Source organism: Novosphingobium sp. AP12, from assembly GCF_000281975.1.
In the GTDB taxonomy this organism is placed as follows: domain Bacteria; phylum Pseudomonadota; class Alphaproteobacteria; order Sphingomonadales; family Sphingomonadaceae; genus Novosphingobium.
Genome location: NZ_AKKE01000122.1, coordinates 1 through 16,140 on the forward strand (window position 1 = coordinate 1; position 16,140 = coordinate 16,140).

The 16,140-nt window shown below is 68.7% G+C and carries 15 protein-coding genes and 1 tRNA gene; 6 read left to right on the plus strand and 10 right to left on the minus strand.

The window, feature by feature from the left end; genetic code table 11:
• Window positions 1-379 precede the first annotated feature (379 nt).
• The 3 genes from PMI02_RS16550 to PMI02_RS16560 all read right to left on the minus strand — a co-directional run bounded on the left by PMI02_RS16550 (window position 380) and on the right by PMI02_RS16560 (window position 4,774).
• Window positions 380-1,675 (minus strand): amidohydrolase family protein, encoded by a 1,296-nt coding sequence (locus PMI02_RS16550; protein WP_007684915.1) that lies wholly within the window; start codon window positions 1,673-1,675, stop codon window positions 380-382.
• Window positions 1,672-3,054 (minus strand): amidohydrolase, encoded by a 1,383-nt coding sequence (locus tag PMI02_RS16555; protein ID WP_007684917.1) that lies wholly within the window; start codon window positions 3,052-3,054, stop codon window positions 1,672-1,674. The genes PMI02_RS16550 and PMI02_RS16555 overlap by 4 nt, the downstream gene beginning before the upstream one ends.
• A 64-nt stretch (window positions 3,055-3,118) precedes the next feature.
• Window positions 3,119-4,774: a peptide MFS transporter gene (locus PMI02_RS16560; RefSeq protein WP_007684918.1), complete on the minus strand. Its 1,656-nt coding sequence runs from the start codon at window positions 4,772-4,774 to the stop codon at window positions 3,119-3,121.
• Between the two features lie 287 nt (window positions 4,775-5,061).
• On the opposite strand from PMI02_RS16560, the gene PMI02_RS16565 reads away from it, so the two are divergent.
• The 4 genes from PMI02_RS16565 (at window position 5,062) to PMI02_RS16580 (ending at window position 6,603) form a co-directional block, all read left to right on the plus strand.
• On the plus strand, window positions 5,062-5,343 hold the full coding sequence (locus PMI02_RS16565; RefSeq protein ID WP_007684921.1) for an integration host factor subunit beta: 282 nt from the start codon (window positions 5,062-5,064) through the stop codon (window positions 5,341-5,343).
• Window positions 5,344-5,357: 14 nt separating this feature from the next.
• The gene (locus tag PMI02_RS16570) at window positions 5,358-5,615 is read left to right on the plus strand and encodes a hypothetical protein (protein ID WP_007684922.1); all 258 of its coding nucleotides are present in this window, start codon (window positions 5,358-5,360) and stop codon (window positions 5,613-5,615) included.
• Between the two features lie 75 nt (window positions 5,616-5,690).
• Window positions 5,691-5,774: transfer RNA gene (locus tag PMI02_RS16575), tRNA-Leu, on the plus strand.
• A 181-nt stretch (window positions 5,775-5,955) separates the two neighbouring features.
• Window positions 5,956-6,603, plus strand: a complete 648-nt coding sequence (locus PMI02_RS16580) for a PilZ domain-containing protein (protein ID WP_007684923.1) — start codon at window positions 5,956-5,958, stop codon at window positions 6,601-6,603.
• 10 nt (window positions 6,604-6,613) lie between these two features.
• Here the strand turns inward: PMI02_RS16580 and msrB are convergent, their stop codons facing one another.
• The 3 genes from msrB to PMI02_RS16595 form a co-directional block, all read right to left on the minus strand.
• Entirely contained in the window at window positions 6,614-7,102 is a 489-nt protein-coding gene (gene msrB / locus PMI02_RS16585; protein ID WP_007684924.1) for a peptide-methionine (R)-S-oxide reductase MsrB, read from the minus strand.
• A 102-nt stretch (window positions 7,103-7,204) separates the two neighbouring features.
• Window positions 7,205-8,455, minus strand: coding sequence for an ABC transporter permease (locus PMI02_RS16590; protein ID WP_007684925.1), 1,251 nt, complete (start codon window positions 8,453-8,455; stop codon window positions 7,205-7,207).
• Window positions 8,452-9,453, minus strand: coding sequence for an ABC transporter ATP-binding protein (locus tag PMI02_RS16595; protein WP_036504261.1), 1,002 nt, complete (start codon window positions 9,451-9,453; stop codon window positions 8,452-8,454). Before PMI02_RS16595 ends, PMI02_RS16590 begins: the two co-directional genes overlap by 4 nt.
• Between PMI02_RS16595 and queG the strand changes: the two genes are divergently transcribed.
• Entirely contained in the window at window positions 9,452-10,591 is a 1,140-nt protein-coding gene (queG, locus tag PMI02_RS16600) for a tRNA epoxyqueuosine(34) reductase QueG (RefSeq protein ID WP_007684927.1), read from the plus strand. The genes PMI02_RS16595 and queG overlap by 2 nt on opposite strands.
• Window positions 10,592-10,594: 3 nt before the next feature.
• Here the strand turns inward: queG and PMI02_RS16605 are convergent, their stop codons facing one another.
• The 4 genes from PMI02_RS16605 to PMI02_RS16620 all read right to left on the minus strand — a co-directional run bounded on the left by PMI02_RS16605 (window position 10,595) and on the right by PMI02_RS16620 (window position 14,658).
• A complete protein-coding gene (locus tag PMI02_RS16605; RefSeq protein ID WP_007684928.1) occupies window positions 10,595-11,821 on the minus strand; it encodes an NAD(P)/FAD-dependent oxidoreductase in 1,227 nt (408 codons plus the stop codon).
• A gap of 156 nt (window positions 11,822-11,977) precedes the next feature.
• Window positions 11,978-12,976 carry an LLM class flavin-dependent oxidoreductase gene (locus PMI02_RS16610; RefSeq protein WP_007684929.1) on the minus strand — a complete coding sequence of 333 codons (999 nt, stop codon included), beginning with the start codon at window positions 12,974-12,976 and terminating at the stop codon, window positions 11,978-11,980.
• A gap of 9 nt (window positions 12,977-12,985) precedes the next feature.
• A complete protein-coding gene (locus PMI02_RS16615) occupies window positions 12,986-13,888 on the minus strand; it encodes a hypothetical protein (protein WP_007684931.1) in 903 nt (300 codons plus the stop codon).
• 2 nt (window positions 13,889-13,890) lie between these two features.
• On the minus strand, window positions 13,891-14,658 hold the full coding sequence (locus PMI02_RS16620) for an alpha/beta fold hydrolase (RefSeq protein ID WP_007684933.1): 768 nt from the start codon (window positions 14,656-14,658) through the stop codon (window positions 13,891-13,893).
• Between the two features lie 143 nt (window positions 14,659-14,801).
• On the opposite strand from PMI02_RS16620, the gene PMI02_RS16625 reads away from it, so the two are divergent.
• Window positions 14,802-16,139 carry a glycosyltransferase family 39 protein gene (locus PMI02_RS16625; protein WP_007684935.1) on the plus strand — a complete coding sequence of 446 codons (1,338 nt, stop codon included), beginning with the start codon at window positions 14,802-14,804 and terminating at the stop codon, window positions 16,137-16,139.
• Window position 16,140 lies beyond the last annotated feature (1 nt).

Here is a 16,140-nt window from a genome sequence, read left to right on the forward strand (position 1 = left end):
GTCCCCTCGCCTGTGCTCGACGCGGACCCCATCGCAGCGAAGCACCGATCTATGGAACTCAGGTCAAGCCGGGCTGAACCATGCCTCTACCCGGCGCTCGCTCGCAAGGCATAACCAAAGTGGAGTCCTCGCACCCTTTAGCATGGGTGCCTCCAGCGCCGACCCGATGTCTGCCCCGCGCTCGTTTTACGGCGTCAGGCCCGCATTCGCCAGCGGGCGTTTTCGCGCGTCCCGCGCACCCTTCCCACACCCCGTCGTCATTGCGATCGCACCGACGAGGCAGGGTCGCCTCCATGGCCAGGCGAGGAAGGGCGAAAGCACGGACCGGTAGACCAACCCGATCCTCCCCATCGCCGCGCAACAGGGAGGACCGGCGCCCCTACCAGTCGTAGGCCTTGGGCTGATACGTCTCGTCGAGGTCCTTGTAGCGTTCGCGAAGCCGGCTCTGGTGGTTGCCGAGCGGCTGCTTCACGCCGTCGATCCACACCTCGACCGGGGCCGAGGATACTTCCAGCGGATCGCCGTCCCACAGCACCACGTCGCCCACCGCGCCCGGAGCCAGCACGCCCGCCTTTCCTCCGAACCCGCTGATCTCGGCGGGGACCGAGGTGATGGCCGCCAGCGCCTCGCCCCAGCTGAGGCCGGCGGCGCCGGGGATCTTTGTCAGGGCGACGAGGTTGCCCGCCTGCTGCGGCGCATAGCGCGGCTGGTCCGAGCCGGAGAACATGCCGATCGCGACCTTCACCCCCGCCTTCTTCAGCCGCCCGACGTTCGACATGGTCGCCGCCAGCGTCTCGAAGCTGGCGGGCAGGTCGCGCATCGGCATGGTGATGACCGGCACCCTCGCCGCGGCGATTTCCGGGGCGACGAGCCAGCCCTCGGTGGCGCCGACAAGGACGAGGTCGAGCTTCGGGAACTCGCCCTTGAGCGCCAGCACGCTGCGGATGTCCGCGGCCCGTTCCACCCCGACGTAGAGCGCCTGCGTGCCGTCCACCACCTTGGCCAGCGCCAGCGCGTCGGCGCGGGTAAGCAGGACGTCGCCCTGCCGCTGCGCCGCCGGGGCGAGCGCCGCGACCTCGCGCGCCTCGCGCAGGGCGTTGCGCAGTGCGGTATGCGCCGCGACGCGGCTGCCGCCGGCGAGCCGCCCGCCTGCCTCGCCCAGTTCGACGTACTGGAACGCGCGCGGCTTCATGACCAGCGATGCATCGGCTCCGAGGTCGATCACCGCGCCCTGCCCGGCGAAGATGGAACCTCCGTTGACCGGCGTGACGCTGGCGCGGGTGACCCCGCCCTCGCGGCTGACGGCGATGTGCTCGCTCGAGGGGTTGAGCGCCGGCACCACGTCGAGGGCGGCGTTGAAGGGCGACTTGTCGGCCTCGAGGTCGTTGCTTTCCTCGACCGCGCCGACATCCCAGAGGCCGAGGTCGGTGACGGCCGAAAACAGCCCCGGCGTCACCCACTTGCCGGTGCCGTCGACGGTCTGGACACCGGCCGGCACCGCGATGCCGGCCCCTGCGGCGACAACCTTGCCCGCGCGCACGACCACGGTGCCATGCTCGACAGGCGCGCCTCCGTCGCCGATCGCGACGGTCGCATTGGTGATGGCGAAGTCCTGCGCGAAGGCAGGGAGCGGAGCGGCGCCAAGCAGCACGGCGAGGATCAGGCGGCGGCTCACTTCACGTCTCCTTCACCGGGCTGGCCGAGTTCGAAGTCGCTCACCGGCTTTCGCTTGGGATCGTCGGCATCGTACATCAGCGCGCCGTCGACCCAGACCTTCTCGGGGCGCGAGTAGATCGACAGCGGGTTGCCGTTCCACAGCACCACGTCGGCCATCTTGCCGCTCTCGAGGCTGCCGGTCCTCTCGCCGATGCCCATGGCCTTGGCGGCATTGTAGGTGAACCAGCCGACCACCTGCGCGTCCGGCACGTCGACGCCGATGCGCCTGCCCGCGGCCTGCGCCTTCGCGGCGGCCTGGTTGAGCCGCTGGATGCCGTTCTCGTCGTCGGAGTGGATGACCACGCAGGCGCCCTGCTTGGCGAGCAGCGCGGCGTTCTCGGGGATGCCGTCGTAGGCCTCCATCTTGAAGCCGTACCAGTCCGCCCAGATCGCGGCGCAGACATCGTTGGCCTTGAGCAGGTCGCCGATCTTGTACGCCTCGACCGCGTGGTGGAAGGCGGTGACCTTGTAGCCCATCTCCTTGGCCATATCGAGGACGAGCGCCATCTCGTCGGCGCGGTAGCAGTGATTCTGGACGAGGATCTCGCCCTTGAGCACGCCTTCGAGCGTGTCCTTGCCGAGGTCGCGCTCGGCATGGTCGCCGTCCCTGTACTTCTTCGCGTCGATCCAGGCCTGGCGGTTGACCGAGAAGTTGCCCATCCGGGTCGAGGGCTTGGTGCCCTTCTCGCCGTAGACGCGCTTGGGATTCTCGCCGCAGGCCATCTTGAGCGAATAGGGCGCGCCGGGGAACTTCATGCCCTGCACGGTGCGGCTGGAGACGTTCTTGAGCGTCACCGCCCGCCCGCCCATCAGGTTGGCGGAGCCCGGCAGGATCTGCAGCGAGGTCACCCCGCCATTGACCAGCGCGCGGGTGAAGCCCGGGTCCTGCGGCCAGACCGAATGTTCGGCCCAGACGTCGGGCGTGGTCGGCGAGGTCGCCTCGTTGCCGTCCGAATTGGCATCGACGCCGGGGCTGGGATAGACGCCGAGGTGCGAGTGGATGTCGATCACGCCGGGGGTGACGAACTTGCCCTTGCCATCGACCCTGTCGTAGCCCGATGGCACGGCGAGGTCGGCGCCGCCGATGGCGACCACCTTCCCGCCCTCGAACAAGACGGTGCCATTGTCGATCCGGCCGCCCCGGCCATCATAGACGACGGCGCCGACCAGCGCGGTCGGCCGGCCCGGATAGGGCTTGTAGGTGGAGGCATAAGGCGTGCCCGAGGGCGCCGCCTCCTTGTCCTTCTTCTTTGCGTCGGCGGCCTGCGCCCCCAGCACCAGCGCCCCGCCAAGCGCCAGCAGCGACGTCCAGCGCTGCATCGCGGTCGATACCCTCATGACCGTGTCCCCCTGTTGGTCGCCCGCCCCGGGCGACCCCGGGAACAGGCCGTCTTCCGAAATATCAGTCGGCGCGCTTGCCCGGATGGAAGCCGGCTTCGCCCGCGTCGAGCCCGAACGCGGCCTCGCCGGCGAGATCGTGGTCGCTCGCCCGGTCGCCCAGAGTGTCGAGGTGCATCCAGCGCTTCACCAGCGGCGAAAGCGCCAGCACCACCACGGAGACGCCGAGTGTGATCCAGCCGATCTTCGAATAGATGTCGAGCGTCAGCTGCTTGTCCATCGCGCCGCCCTCGCCCCCGGTGGCCTCGCCGATCTTGCCGGCGACGAAGTTGCCCACCGCCGTCATGTAGTACCAGGCCCCCATGATGAAGCTGCCCAGGTGCAGCGGCGAAAGCCGCGTCATCGCCGAGAGCCCAACGGGCGAGAGGCACAGCTCGCCGGTGGTGTGGAGGGCATAGATCAGGAACACGAACAGCACCGAGGTCATCACCGCCGGATCGCCGGTGCCAGCGCCCCACACGAAGACGAGGAAGCCGAGCCCCACCTGCGCCAGCGCCAGCGCGAACTTGGCGGGGGCGGAAGGCTCCAGCCCCTTGCGGCCCAGGTACTGCCACAGCGCCGCGAAGATCGGGCCGAAGATGACGATGTAGATCGGGTTGATCGACTGGAACAGGCTGGTCGGCACCCCGCCGCGATCGACGAACTTGTCGGTATAGAGGCTCAGCGAACCGCCCGCCTGCTCGAACAGGCCCCAGAAGATCGGGTTGAGCGCGACGAGGAAGATGATCGCGAAGATGCGCTCGCGCGCTTCCTTGGGCAGCTTGAAGGCTTCGTATAACGTGTAGCCCAGCATCGCCACGCCCGAGACGATCAGCAGGTTCTGGATCACGTCGACGTACTGGATCAGCAGCCAGATCACCACCACCGCCGCGAGCCCGGTGCCGTAGAGCGCGAGTTCGTTCTTTTTCGCCAGCGGCTTGGGCGGCTCGCCCCGGCCGCGCAGCGCCGGCCGGCCGACCACGAAGATGACGAGGCCCAGCAGCATGCCGATGCCGGCGAGGCCGAAGCCCCACGACCAGCCGATCGTCTCGCCGAGGTAGCCGACGAGGATCGTGCCGAGCGCCGCGCCGGTGTTCACGCCCATGTAGAATACCGTGTAGGCGGCGTCGCGGCGGGTGTCGGTCATCTTGTAGAGCTGGCCGACGATGACCGCGATGTTGGCCTTGAGGAAGCCCGAGCCGACGATGATGAGCGCCAGTGCGAACCAGAACACGTTTATCGCCGGGTCCGCCTGCTTTAGCGCCGGGTCGGTGAGCCCCTGCATGCCCTCGTAGGCCATGAACAGGTGGCCGAGCGCGAGCACGATGCCCCCGAACAGCACCGCCTTGCGCTGCCCCAGCCAGCGGTCGGCGAGATAGCCGCCGAGCACCGGGGTAATGTAGACGAGGCTGGTATAGGCCCCGTAGATCAGGTTGGACGGCCCGTCGGAGAACAGCCAGAACTTGGTCAGGTACAGGATCAGCAGCGCGCGCATGCCGTAGTAGGAGAAACGCTCCCACATCTCGGCGTAGAACAGCACGAACAGGCCGCGCGGGTGGCCGACGAATTCTTCGCTCTTGCGCGTGGCGATGAAGCCGCCGATCGCGAGCACGGCGAAGAGGACTACGGCGCCGATGGCCGCGATCCAGTCACCCTCGTTCCAAAGTGCGATGTCCTTCATGCCGCTCCTGTCCTGGCGCCCTGTTATTCGACCCGCGCCCGCCGCCGCCGCGAAATTCGGCTTGCGGGCGAAAGGGGCGAGGTTAGCGGGCAATTTGCCGCTGTAAATGGGGCGCACCGGATCGAAGGCACCGGAACGGTCTTCGCAGTCGCATCATTTCTGGCTCGTAATACGGCCCATTGCGCGAAGCCGCCGGCGATGGCATTTTCTCGCGCGGCGGAAGCCCGGCGGCGCGTAATTTTATGTTCCGCCACGGTTTGTGGATTTTTTCTGGGGGAATTGGCGCGATGATCAGGTCCGAGTTGCTGCAGGTGCTCGCCAAGGACAATCCGGAGCTGCGCGCCGAGGACGTGGAGCGCGCGGTAGACACCTTCTTCGACGAGATCGCCCAGCGCCTCGCCGACGGGGGCCGCGTCGAACTGCGCGGCTTCGGCGCCTTCTCCACCCGCCACCGCGACGGCCGCAAGGGCCGTAACCCGCGCACCGGCGAAAGCGTCGACGTGCCGGAAAAGCGCGTGCCCTACTTCAAGCCCGGCAAGGAAATGCGCGCCCGCCTCAACGTCGAGTAAAGGCGCGGACGGCCGTGCTGGCCTTTCTTTTCGGCGGGGCGGCGGGGGCCATGCTCGGCCACCTGCTGTTCGGCAGCGTTCTGCCTGCCGCAGCCTGCGCGTGCCTGTTCGGTGTCGTCATTTCGGCCATGGCACAGTCGCGCGCCGCGCCGCGCCGCAGTGGCGGATCCTCGCCCGGCGACGGGGGCGATAGCTCGTGGGGCGACTCGGACGACGGCTGGTCTTCCGGCGGGGACTGCTCCGATGGCGGGGGGGACGGCGGCGGAGACTAGCGCCATGCAGGCGCGGCCGGATTGCTTTGCCGGGGGCCCAAGGCTAGGAGCCCTGACCTTAGGCCCCGGCCATGTGCGGGCGTGGCGGAATGGTAGACGCTGCGGACTTAAAATCCGCTTGGGATTCCAGTGCGGGTTCGAGTCCCGCCGCCCGCACCAAAGTCCTCAGCGCCCAATATTGCATATTTATTTGCAGTATCGGGCCGGCTCAAACGATTGCGTTTACAAATAGGTAACTTGCGAATCGGTATTAATAAGCCGGTACCCGCCCGTGCGCGCGCCGCACGATCGTGCCTGGCCTCTCCGGTCATTGCCAAGGGCGCGTATCGAGGGGGTAGCGATGACTTTTCCGGACCGCCGGTCCGCCGGTAACGTCCAGACCTTGGGCAGCCACAATCCGGAAGACCTGCGCGCCACGCCGCGCTTCGCGCTGCTGTTACGCGCCGCAAAGCTCGTCGGGCCGCAGGGCGAATACTTGTGCATCGTGCGCGACGTGTCCGAGACCGGCGCCAAACTGCGCCTGTTCCATTCGCTCGCGGGGATCGACGGGCTGGCCCTCGAAGGCGCGACCGGAGAGCGCATTCCCCTCGACCAGGTATGGGAACACGAAGGCGAAGCGGGCTTCCGCTTCATCCGGCCCATCGACGTACAGCGTTTCATCGCCGAAGCTGGCCCCTATCCCAAGCGGCCGATCCGCATCGCCATCGATTACCCCGCGCGCATCACGGTGGCCGGAGAAACCTCGACCGTGCGGGTGCGCGACCTTTCACGCCAAGGAGCGTGCATCGAGAGCGAGCGCCATCTCGCGCTCGGCCAGCAGCTGCGGATCGAGGCGGAGGAACTGCCGCAGTTCGAAGCGACCGTGTGCTGGCGCCGGCAGCCCTCCTACGGCCTCGTCTTCCGCCAGCTGATGGGGCTTGAGGAACTGGCCGTCCGCACGTTCCGGATGCAGCAGACGCTGGCCGTCACGGCCAGCGCGATCGCCTGAACGCCCCCGCTCAGGCCGGGCGGAACTTCATCGCCGCGCCGTTCATGCAATAGCGCTTGCCGGTGGGCGGCGGGCCGTCGTCGAAGACGTGGCCGAGGTGACCGCCGCAACGCGCACAGTGCACTTCGGTACGCCCCATGCCGAGGCTGGTGTCGCGCGAGGTGCCGATGGCGCCGGGCAGCGGCTTCCAGAAACTGGGCCAGCCAGTGCCGCTCTCGAACTTGGTCTTCGAGGCATAAAGCGGATTGCCGTCCGCCGCGCAGAGGAAGGTCCCGGCGCGATGCTCGGCGTTGAGCGGCGAGGAATAGGGCCGCTCGGTGCTCTGCTGGCGAAGTATCCGGTACTGATCGGCGGTGAGGCGGCGGCGCCATTCCTCATCGGAATAGGTCACGGGATAGACTTTCGCCTCGGCAATGCCGCCGCACGCTGCCAGCACCGGCAGCGCCGCGCCCGCACCGAGCCATGCCAGCACGTTCCGGCGGGTGGTCGATGGTATCATGGGTCAGTCGCCTCCTTGGCCTCTCGCCGAATCCTAGGTGGCGATTTCGTGCGGCGTTTCAATCGCATGCGACGAATCGGTCGCATGGACGCAGATCGCCGGCTAGGCGCCCTCCCGAGCGCGCCGCGTGAACCGGCGTTTGCCGCCGCGTCCCTGCGCGCCCGACTTCATCACCCGGCTACGGAACAGGCCCGAGCCCAGCCGAACCAGAAGCACGACCCAAAGCGCCTGCCACGCCAGCGCCGCGACGTGGGGCAGGATCGAGGCATCCTGCGCCGCGCGCGCCAGCATCGTGAAGGGCGAGCTGAACGGGAACAGCGCCGCCGCCACTTCGATCGCACTGCCCGGCTGGGTCATGGCGTAAGTCGCGAAGAAGAACAGCAGCAGCTGCATCATGGTCACCGGCATCGAGAGCGTCTGCACCTCGCGCACGGTCGCCGCGAGCGAACCGATGGAAAGGAACACCGAACCCAGCAGCAGGTAGGCCATCGAGAAGTAGAGCACGCCCAGCCCGATCAGCAGCGGCCAGCCGACGGCCGGGCTCGGCAGCGGAAGGGCTGATCCCGCGACGAGGTAAAACCCCGTGCCAACCCCAGCCCAGACGGCGATGCCGACGAGCGAGACACCGAGCATCGCGAAGAGCTTGCCATAGAATACCGCCTCCATCGGGATCGCTGCGGCGAGGACCTCGATGATCTTGTTGCCCTTCTCCTCGACGAGGTTGGACAGCACCATGCCGGCCAGCATCATCGTGAGCAGGAACAGCAGCGTCTGCGCCGCTTGCGCCGTTCCCCGGCGGCTCTTTCGCTCGCTCACCTGGCTGCTCGCCGTCGTTTCGAGATGGACTTGCGGCCAGGGCCGCAGCGCGCCTTGCTCGGCCTGTGCGGCGATCATCGCGATGTCGCCGCGCCACGCCTCGATCTGGCCCCGCGGACCGGTGAGGACGGGCGCGGAGGGGGTTCCCGAGAGCACGGCGGCGATGTTGGCCTGCTTCCCGGCCATTGCCGCCGCCGGGTCGGCGCGCTCGCCCGGCGCGAGGCGCTGCAGTACGACAAGGCCGGGCAGGTCCTGTCCCAGCCGGTCGGCCAGCGCGTCGCGGGCGCGCAGCACGGCGTCGGCATCGGCGCCCGCCATGAGCACCCCAACCTCGGCCCTGTCGGAGCTGCGCTCCACGCTGCCCCCCACGCTGCCCGCCAGCGCGCCGACGATCACCGGAAACAGCGGGCCGAGCAGGAAGAAGAAGAACGTGCGCGAAAACAGGATCGCGGTGAAGTCGCGCCGGGCGACGACCCAGGCGGCGGCGAGGGTCGAGAGGCGGCCGCCGTGGGGCGCCCCATGCGAATCGGAGATCATCGGCGCAGCTCCTCGGGCTTTTCCTCTTCGAGGGCGCGTGCGGCGGCTTCCCCGGCGATGGCGACGAAGGCGTCGTGCAGGCCCGCCCGTTCGATCGAGAGCGAGAGGATGCCCGCCTCACCCTCTATCAAGGCGCGCAGCAGCGGCTCGATCCCGGTGGCAGGCAGCGGGAAGTGCCAGAACCGACCTTCATGGCACGCATCGGCAGGCAGCGCGGCGCGCCAGGGGCCATCGATCGCGCGGGTTTCGAGGCGGACCTGCGGGGGAATGCGATCCCGCGCGACGTCGACCGGGCCGGCGAAGGGCACTTTGCCTCCGGCAATGATCGCCACTTCGTCGCACAGCCGCTCGGCATGGGCGATGACGTGGGTGGAGAAGATGACCGTGGTGCCGTCTGCCGCCAAGCCGCGCATCATCGCTTCCAGCTTGCCCTGGTTGAGCGCGTCGAGGCCGGAGAACGGCTCGTCGAACACCACGAGGCGCGGACGGTGGACGAGGGTGCCGAGGATCTGCACCTGCTGCGCCATGCCCTTGGAAAGCTGACGTATCTGGCGGTCGGCGGCATAGCCGAGGCCGTGCCGTTCGAGCAGTTCGTGCGCGCGGCGCCGTCCTTCCTTGAGCGGCAGCCCGCGCAGCGCGCCGAGGAAGGCGATCGCCTCTGTCGCCTTCATGGAGGGGTAGAGGCCGCGCTCCTCCGGCAGGTAGCCGATGGCGTGGGCAACGTCGTGCGGGCGTTCGGCGCCGAGGATCCGGCGATAGCCCGAATCGGGGTCGATGATGCCCAGCATCATGCGCAGCGTCGTGGTCTTGCCCGCGCCGTTGGGGCCGAGGATGCCGTAGACCGAACCCGTCGGAACCGACAGGTCGACGCCGCCCACGGCGGTGACGCCCTCGAACCGCTTGACCAGTCCACGCGCCTCGATTGCCCAGGGCCCATCGAACCGCGCGCCCTCATGCGCATTGCCGGTCAACCTCGGATCTCCTACTTGCGCATCCATGACGTCCCCCGGCTCATACACCAGCGTAGACCATAGCTTGGGTCCGGTTAAGGGCGAGCTAAGGGCATTTGCGACGGATCTGGAGGCAGAAGCGCGCGGGTTGGGCTTCTGCGCATTCGGAATCGCGTCTGCCGCCGGTGACGACGACCGCGCCGCACGGCTCGATGCCTGGCTCGCGGCGGGGATGCACGGGACCATGGGCTGGATGGAGGAGCGCGCGCACCACCGCCGCAGTCCGCAGGGGCTGTGGCCCGAGGCGCGCAGCGTGATCGCGCTGGGCATGAGCTATGCCCCAACCGCCGATCCGCTGCGACTCGCGGGCGAACCGGAGATAGGTCGCATTTCGACTTATGCGCAGGGGGCGGACTACCACGACGTCGTCAAGAAGGCGCTCAAGCACCTTGCCCGCTGGATCGTCGAGCAGGGGCCGAAGCGCGGGCTCGAGGATGTCGGCGTCAAAGTCTTCACCGATACCGCGCCGGTCATGGAAAAGCCCCTCGCCGCCGCCGCCGGGCTCGGCTGGCAGGGCAAGCACACCAACGTCGTCAGCCGCGAGCATGGATCGTGGCTGTTCCTCGGCGAAATCTACACGACGCTGGCGTTCGAGCCCTCGGCGGCGGGGCGCGATTCGTGCGGGTCCTGCACCGCCTGCCAGGACGCCTGCCCGACGAACGCCTTCCCGGCGCCCTATCGCCTCGATGCGCGGCGCTGCGTCAGCTACCTCACCATCGAGCACAAGGGCCCGGTGCCGGACGACCTGCGCGAAGGGCTGGGCAATCGCATCTACGGCTGCGACGACTGCCTGGCGGTGTGTCCATGGAACAAGTTCGCCGAGGCCGCGCACACCATCAAGGCTTTCCTCCCGCGCGCCGAGCTGACGGCGCCCGATCTGGCGGACCTGCTGACGCTGGACGATGCGGGGTTCCGGGCGCTGTTCTCGGGCAGTCCGATCAAGCGGATCGGGCGCAATCGGTTCGTGCGCAACTGTCTCTATGCGGCGGGCAACAGCGGCAGGATCGCGCTGATGGCGCAGGTCGAACCGCTGCTGAGGGACGACGACCCTGTAGTCGCCGAAGCGGCCGAGTGGGCGAAGGCAAAACTCAAATCCTCCCCGTCGCTTGCCGACAGGGAGGCTTGATCCTTACATCAGCTCCTTGAGCGGAGTCCCGGCATCGGCCAGCACCGCCGGGTCAGGCGAGATGCCCGCTTCCACCAGCTTTCGGCCCTGCACGTAGTCCTTGACCGCGTTGACGCAGTCGAGCGCCACGACGCGGCCTTCCTTGAGGTAGATCACCGAGAAGCTGCGGCCATCGACATCGCCGCGGACGATGGTCCTGTCGAAGCCCATGTTGATGCCTGCGGTCTGGAGGCGCAGGTCATACTGGTTCGACCAGAACCACGGGAACGCCTTGTACGGCTTCTCGTCGCCGCAGATGGCCTTGGCGACGCAGGTGGCCATGTCGTTGGCGTTCTGCACCGATTCGACGCGCATCACGGTGCCGCCGGCATAGTCGCAGGCGAAGGCGGCGCAGTCGCCGATGGCGTAGATGTCGGGCAGCGAGGTACGGCAGAACTCATCCACGTCGACCCCGTTGGCGCAGCTCGCGCCGGCCAGGATCAGCGGGCCGACGGCGGGCACGATGCCGATGCCGACGATCACCGCCTCGGCCGGGATGACCTCGCCGTCCGCCAGCTTGACGCCGGTGACGCGGTGGCTGTCGCCGACCAGGCAATCGACCGCGACGCCGGTGCGCAGGTCGACGCCGTGGTCGCGGTGTTCCTTCTGGTAGAACGCCGAGAGCTCCTCGCCCGCGACGCGCGCCAGCACGCGGGGCAGCGCTTCGAGCAGGGTGACGTTGAGCTTGAGCTTGGACAGCACAGCCGCTGCCTCGAGCCCGATATAGCCGCCGCCGATGACGACGATGTTCTTCGTCCCCGCATCGACCTCGGCCATCAGCGTGTCGCAGTCCTCGCGGGTGCGCACGGCGTGGACACCGGCGAGGTCCGCGCCGCCGCACGACAACCGGCGCGGATCGCCGCCGGTGGCCCAGACGAGCTTGCCATAGGCGAGCGTCGCGCCGTTCGAGAGCGTCAGTTCCTTCGCCTTGGCGTCGACTTTCGTCACCTCGGTGCTCAGCTTGAAGGTGACCTCCTTCTCGGCCCAGAACGTCGGCGGGCGGATGTAGAGGCGGTCGAAGGTCTTCTCGCGCGCGAAGTATTCCTTGGAGAGCGGCGGCCGCTCATAGGGATATTCCGCCTCACGGCCGATAACGGTGATGGTTCCGGTGAACCCGTTCTGGCGAAGGGCGATCGCGCACTGCGCTCCGCCATGCCCCGCTCCCACGATGACGACGTCTGATGTTTCCATGGCCGGGGTGAGTTCCGCAATTTCGCCGCGCGGTCAATGGGCCAGAGGACAGGATGTTGCGATAATCGAGGCAGCGTCGCGTGACGCTGGCGGAAAGACTAGGCCGATGCAGCCGTCGTCCCTGCGAAGGCGAAGACGACGGCTGCCGGGATCGTCTTAAGTCAACGCCGGTGCCTGTCCCAGCGCTTCCATCGTCAGTTCGATCGAGCGGACCTGCGCCGCCGGGTCATAAGTGGCGATGCTGACGATGAGTTCGTCCGCCTGCGTGCGGGCCACGAATTCCTCGATTCCCGCGCGGACCGTCTCGGGACTGCCGACGGCGCTGACCGAGCGGACCTGCTCCAGCATCGCCCGCGCCGAGCCGGGCAGCGTCTCGCGATAGTTGCGGACCGGCGGCAGCAGCCGGCCCGGGTTCCCGGTGCGCAGCGCCACGAAGCTCTGGTCGGTGGACGAGGCGAGGTAGAGCGCCTCCTCGTCGGTCGGAGCGGCGACGACGTTGATAGCGGCCATGAAGTGCGGCTGCTTCAGCGTTTCGGAAGGCTGGAACCGCTCGCGGTAGACCTTGGCGGCCTCGTCCAGCGCGGCGGGGGCGAAGTGCGAGGCGAAGGCGTAGGGCATGCCCAGCATCGCCGCGAGCTGCGCGCCGAACAGGCTGGAGCCCAGGATCCACATCTCGACGTCGGCGCCCGCCGCCTGCGGCGAAGGCACGCCGCCCGCCGCCTGCCCGGCGAAGCGCGCCTGGAGTTCGACGACATCGTTGGGGAAGCGCTCGGCGGCGGCGTGGATGTCCTTGCGCAGCGCCTGTGCCAGCCGTCCGTCCGCGCCCGGCGCCCGGCCGAGACCGAGGTCGACGCGCCCCGGGAACAGCGCCGCGAGCGTGCCGAACTGCTCGGCGATCACGTAGGGTGTGTGGTTGGGCAGCATGATCCCGCCCGAGCCGATGCGGATCGTCGAAGTCTGGTTGCCGAGGTGCGCGAGGACCACCGAAGTGGCGCCGCCCGCGATCCCGTCCATGCCGTGGTGCTCAGCCACCCAGTAGCGCTTGTAGCCGGCGCGCTCGGCCGCCTGCGCGGTGGCGACGGAGATGTCGAGCGCCTGGGCGACGGTGCCGCCTTCGCGGACGGTGACGAGATCGAGGACGGAAAGCGGGATCATGGCGTGGCCTTATTTTGCCTTGGCCGGGGTCTGGGGGGACTCCGGCCCGAGCTGGGAAAGATATTGCTTGGCGGTGACCGCCGCATCGCTGCCGACACCGGCCGCGAGGACCGAGTTCCAGCTGCGCCGCGCCGCATCCTCGTTGCCTGCGAGCATGGCTATGACGCCCGCCTCCAGGCCGATCTCGGCGTCCTGCGGGGCAAGGCTTGCGGCTTTCTCGATCTGGGTCTGGGCCTGTGCCAGGTTGTTCTCGCGGCGCGAGAGCGTGGCCGAGAGCAGCCAGGCCTGCGCATTGCCGGGCTGCACGGCGCGCGCTTCAGCGAGGGCGGAGGCGGCCTCCCCGGGTTGCTTCACGGCGACCAGCGCGCGGGCGCGGTCGAGCGCGATCAAGGCGGTGAGGTCGGCGTCGGCGAGGATCTTGGCGTCGGTCGCCGCTGGTCCGAGCAGGCCGAGCGCCTGTCCCGGCTGCCCGGCGGCGAGCGCGGCATTGCCCGCCATCGCGCCGAGGCGGGCGCGGCTGGCGTGATCGGTGACGTCGGCGGCATCGCGGGCGGTCACGAAGGCGGCGCGCGCCTCGTCACAGCGGTCGAGGGTGCTGAGGGCGGCGCCCAGGCATAGCCCGGCCCGCACGCGCTCGCGCCCGATCGCATCGTCCAGCGCACTGCGGGCCAGTTCGGCCGAGCGCTCCGGATTTGCCTCGACGGCGCTCATGCAGCCGCTGCCGCTCGCCCCGCCCTTGCCGCTTGGCAGCGCAACGACCTGCGCTTCGCGGGCACGGCGCGCGGCCTCGGTCTGCTTCTTCTCGATGATCTCGATCGGCAGCGAGGACGCATAGGGGCTGGCGTTGCTCGGCAGGGTGGAAGCCGGGCCGACCTGGGCCATGATCGGAAGCAGGAGAGGCAGCAGGGACATTGTCAGGACTCCGAGGGGACCTGCGTCGCGCGGGGGAGGACGAGTTCGGCAACCGTGCGGAGGAGCAGCTGGATGTCGCCTTCGCGCGAGAGGCGGTGGTCACCGTCCTTGATCAGCGTTACCTGCACATCGGCTGAACGCAGGCGCTCTGCCAGTTGCAGGGAGATGTCGAACGGCACGTCCGCATCGCGCTGGCCGTGGAGCAGGCGCACCGGCGCGTCGATCGCGATCGGGCCTTCGAGCAGGAGGTTGGCCTGTCCGTCGGCCCAGAAGCCGGGGTGGGTGGGGGTCGGCTCGGGCCCGTAGGGGTTGTCCTCCAGCAGCGTCTCACCGTCCGCGAGCAGGGCCTTGTCCATCTGCGGGATGCCCCAGTCGGTGAAGTCCGGCGCGGGGGCCACGCCGACGAGGCCGGCGAGCCGCTCGCCCAGCGCGAGGCCGGCGAGCAACATGACCCAGCCGCCCATCGACGAGCCGACCAGCACGACCTTCTCGTCGGTCTCCAGCGCGGCGACGAGGGCAAGGACTTCCTGCGTCCAGCGCGTCAGGGTGCCTTCGCCGAAGGAGCCGGGGCTCTCGCCGCAGCCGGAGTAGTCGAACAGCAGGCAGGGCAAGCCGCTGGCACGGGCCATCTCGAACAGCGCGGTGGCCTTGGAGCCGGTCATGTCGGACATGTAACCGGGCAGGAACACGATCACCGGGCCGGTCCCCGGCGTGAAGCGATAGGCGATGGAGCGACCGTCCGAGAGGTCGAGGAAGCGCGTCGATGTCATGCCCCGTTAGTGGGAACGCGCAGAGCCCAAGGCAAGCGCGGAGAGGCAAAGACTTGCTTGTCGTGCTGCAAGTGCGGGCGGCACAAGTCGCTGGACCATCCGCAGATAATGCGATCTTAAGCCTGCTCGCCTAAAGGACACCCATGAGCGCCAAGGTCATCCATTTCCCGTCCCGTCCCTCGCGCCTCGCGTTGCGGCTCGAGTGGTTCGCGACCGACAAGTCGGTGCTGCTGGGCATCTGGGCGCTCTACTTCGCCCTGCGCGCCGCGGTGCTGCTGATCGACGTCGCGCCGACCTCGGACGCCGAATGGTATTACCTGCGCGCGGCGAGCCTTGCGGCGGGACAGGGCTACCTCGACAATTTCGGCGAGCCGACAGCGTTCTGGCCAGCGGGCTGGCCGATTGCGCTCAGCCTCGTCTTCGCGCAGTTCGGCACCTCGCTGGTGGCGCTCGGCCTGTTCAACCTCGTGAGTTCGATGCTGATCGGGGTGGCGACGCTGGCGCTGGGGCGGCGGCTGTTCGGCTCGGAGGGCGCCGCTCGCGCCGGGCTGCTGTTGCTGGCGGTCTATCCCAACGCGATCGGCTACCTGCCCCTCGCGCTGACCGAGGTGTTCTACACCGCCGTGCTGATGGCCGGGTGCTGGGTGGTGGTGACCCGCACCAACCGCTGGCAACTGGTCAGCGCGGGCGTGCTTTTCGGCATCGCGACTCTGGTCAAGGCGCAGACGCTGGTGGTGGTGCCGCTGCTGTTCGCGATCGACTGGCTGCGCATGGGTCAGGTCTGGAAGCGCCTGCCGCGCCTCGTGGGTGACGGGCTGCTGGTCCTCGCCATCGCCGCGCTGACGGTCGCTCCGTGGACGATCCGCAACCACATGCAGCTCGGCCACTGGGTCGCGGTGTCGACCAATGGCGGCTACACGCTGCTGACCGGCAACCACGACACCGCGACGGGTGACTACACCCCCGACGCCCCGGTGGTGAAGGAACTGATGGCCCGCCCCGGCCTCGACGAAGTGACGCGCGACGCCGAGGCGCGGCGGCTCGGGATGGCGTGGATCACTGAACATCCCGACCGCTTCCTGAAGCTCGCGCCCAGGAAGCTGATGCGGCTGTGGCTGCCAGACGGCGAGGCGGAGTGGGCCTACCAGGGCGGCGCGCCCGGCTACGAACGCTTCGAGCTGGTCTACCGCGCCGTGCGCGTGCTCAACCAGGGCTATTACGCGCTGCTGATGCTGGCTTTCGCCGCCGCCTTCTTCGTGATGATCGCGCGGCGGCGGCGCGACGGACAGCGCTGGATAGGCTGGTGGCTGTTGCCCTACGGGATCGCGCTTTATCCAACGCTGATCTGCGTGGTGTTCTCGGGCCAGTCGCGCTTCCACTACCCGGTGATGCCGTGGGTCTGCATGACCGCGGGCTGGCTGGCGATGACCGCGCTGGGCCGGCTAGGCGATCGCGGCACGGTGCGCCCGACGCTGCACTGAA

What these genes read in the sequence shown, in the direction of transcription:
- PMI02_RS16555 (WP_007684917.1), bottom strand. Translation starts at nt 3,054, where the DNA reads ATGAGGGTATCGACCGCGATGCAGCGCTGGACGTCGCTGCTGGCGCTT.
- PMI02_RS16560 (WP_007684918.1), bottom strand. Translation starts at nt 4,774, where the DNA reads ATGAAGGACATCGCACTTTGGAACGAGGGTGACTGGATCGCGGCCATC.
- PMI02_RS16565 (WP_007684921.1), top strand. Translation starts at nt 5,062, where the DNA reads ATGATCAGGTCCGAGTTGCTGCAGGTGCTCGCCAAGGACAATCCGGAG.
- PMI02_RS16580 (WP_007684923.1), top strand. Translation starts at nt 5,956, where the DNA reads ATGACTTTTCCGGACCGCCGGTCCGCCGGTAACGTCCAGACCTTGGGC.
- msrB (WP_007684924.1), bottom strand. Translation starts at nt 7,102, where the DNA reads ATGATACCATCGACCACCCGCCGGAACGTGCTGGCATGGCTCGGTGCG.
- PMI02_RS16590 (WP_007684925.1), bottom strand. Translation starts at nt 8,455, where the DNA reads ATGATCTCCGATTCGCATGGGGCGCCCCACGGCGGCCGCCTCTCGACC.
- queG (WP_007684927.1), top strand. Translation starts at nt 9,452, where the DNA reads ATGACGTCCCCCGGCTCATACACCAGCGTAGACCATAGCTTGGGTCCG.
- PMI02_RS16595 (WP_036504261.1), bottom strand. Translation starts at nt 9,453, where the DNA reads ATGGATGCGCAAGTAGGAGATCCGAGGTTGACCGGCAATGCGCATGAG.
- PMI02_RS16605 (WP_007684928.1), bottom strand. Translation starts at nt 11,821, where the DNA reads ATGGAAACATCAGACGTCGTCATCGTGGGAGCGGGGCATGGCGGAGCG.
- PMI02_RS16610 (WP_007684929.1), bottom strand. Translation starts at nt 12,976, where the DNA reads ATGATCCCGCTTTCCGTCCTCGATCTCGTCACCGTCCGCGAAGGCGGC.
- PMI02_RS16615 (WP_007684931.1), bottom strand. Translation starts at nt 13,888, where the DNA reads ATGTCCCTGCTGCCTCTCCTGCTTCCGATCATGGCCCAGGTCGGCCCG.
- PMI02_RS16620 (WP_007684933.1), bottom strand. Translation starts at nt 14,658, where the DNA reads ATGACATCGACGCGCTTCCTCGACCTCTCGGACGGTCGCTCCATCGCC.
- PMI02_RS16625 (WP_007684935.1), top strand. Translation starts at nt 14,802, where the DNA reads ATGAGCGCCAAGGTCATCCATTTCCCGTCCCGTCCCTCGCGCCTCGCG.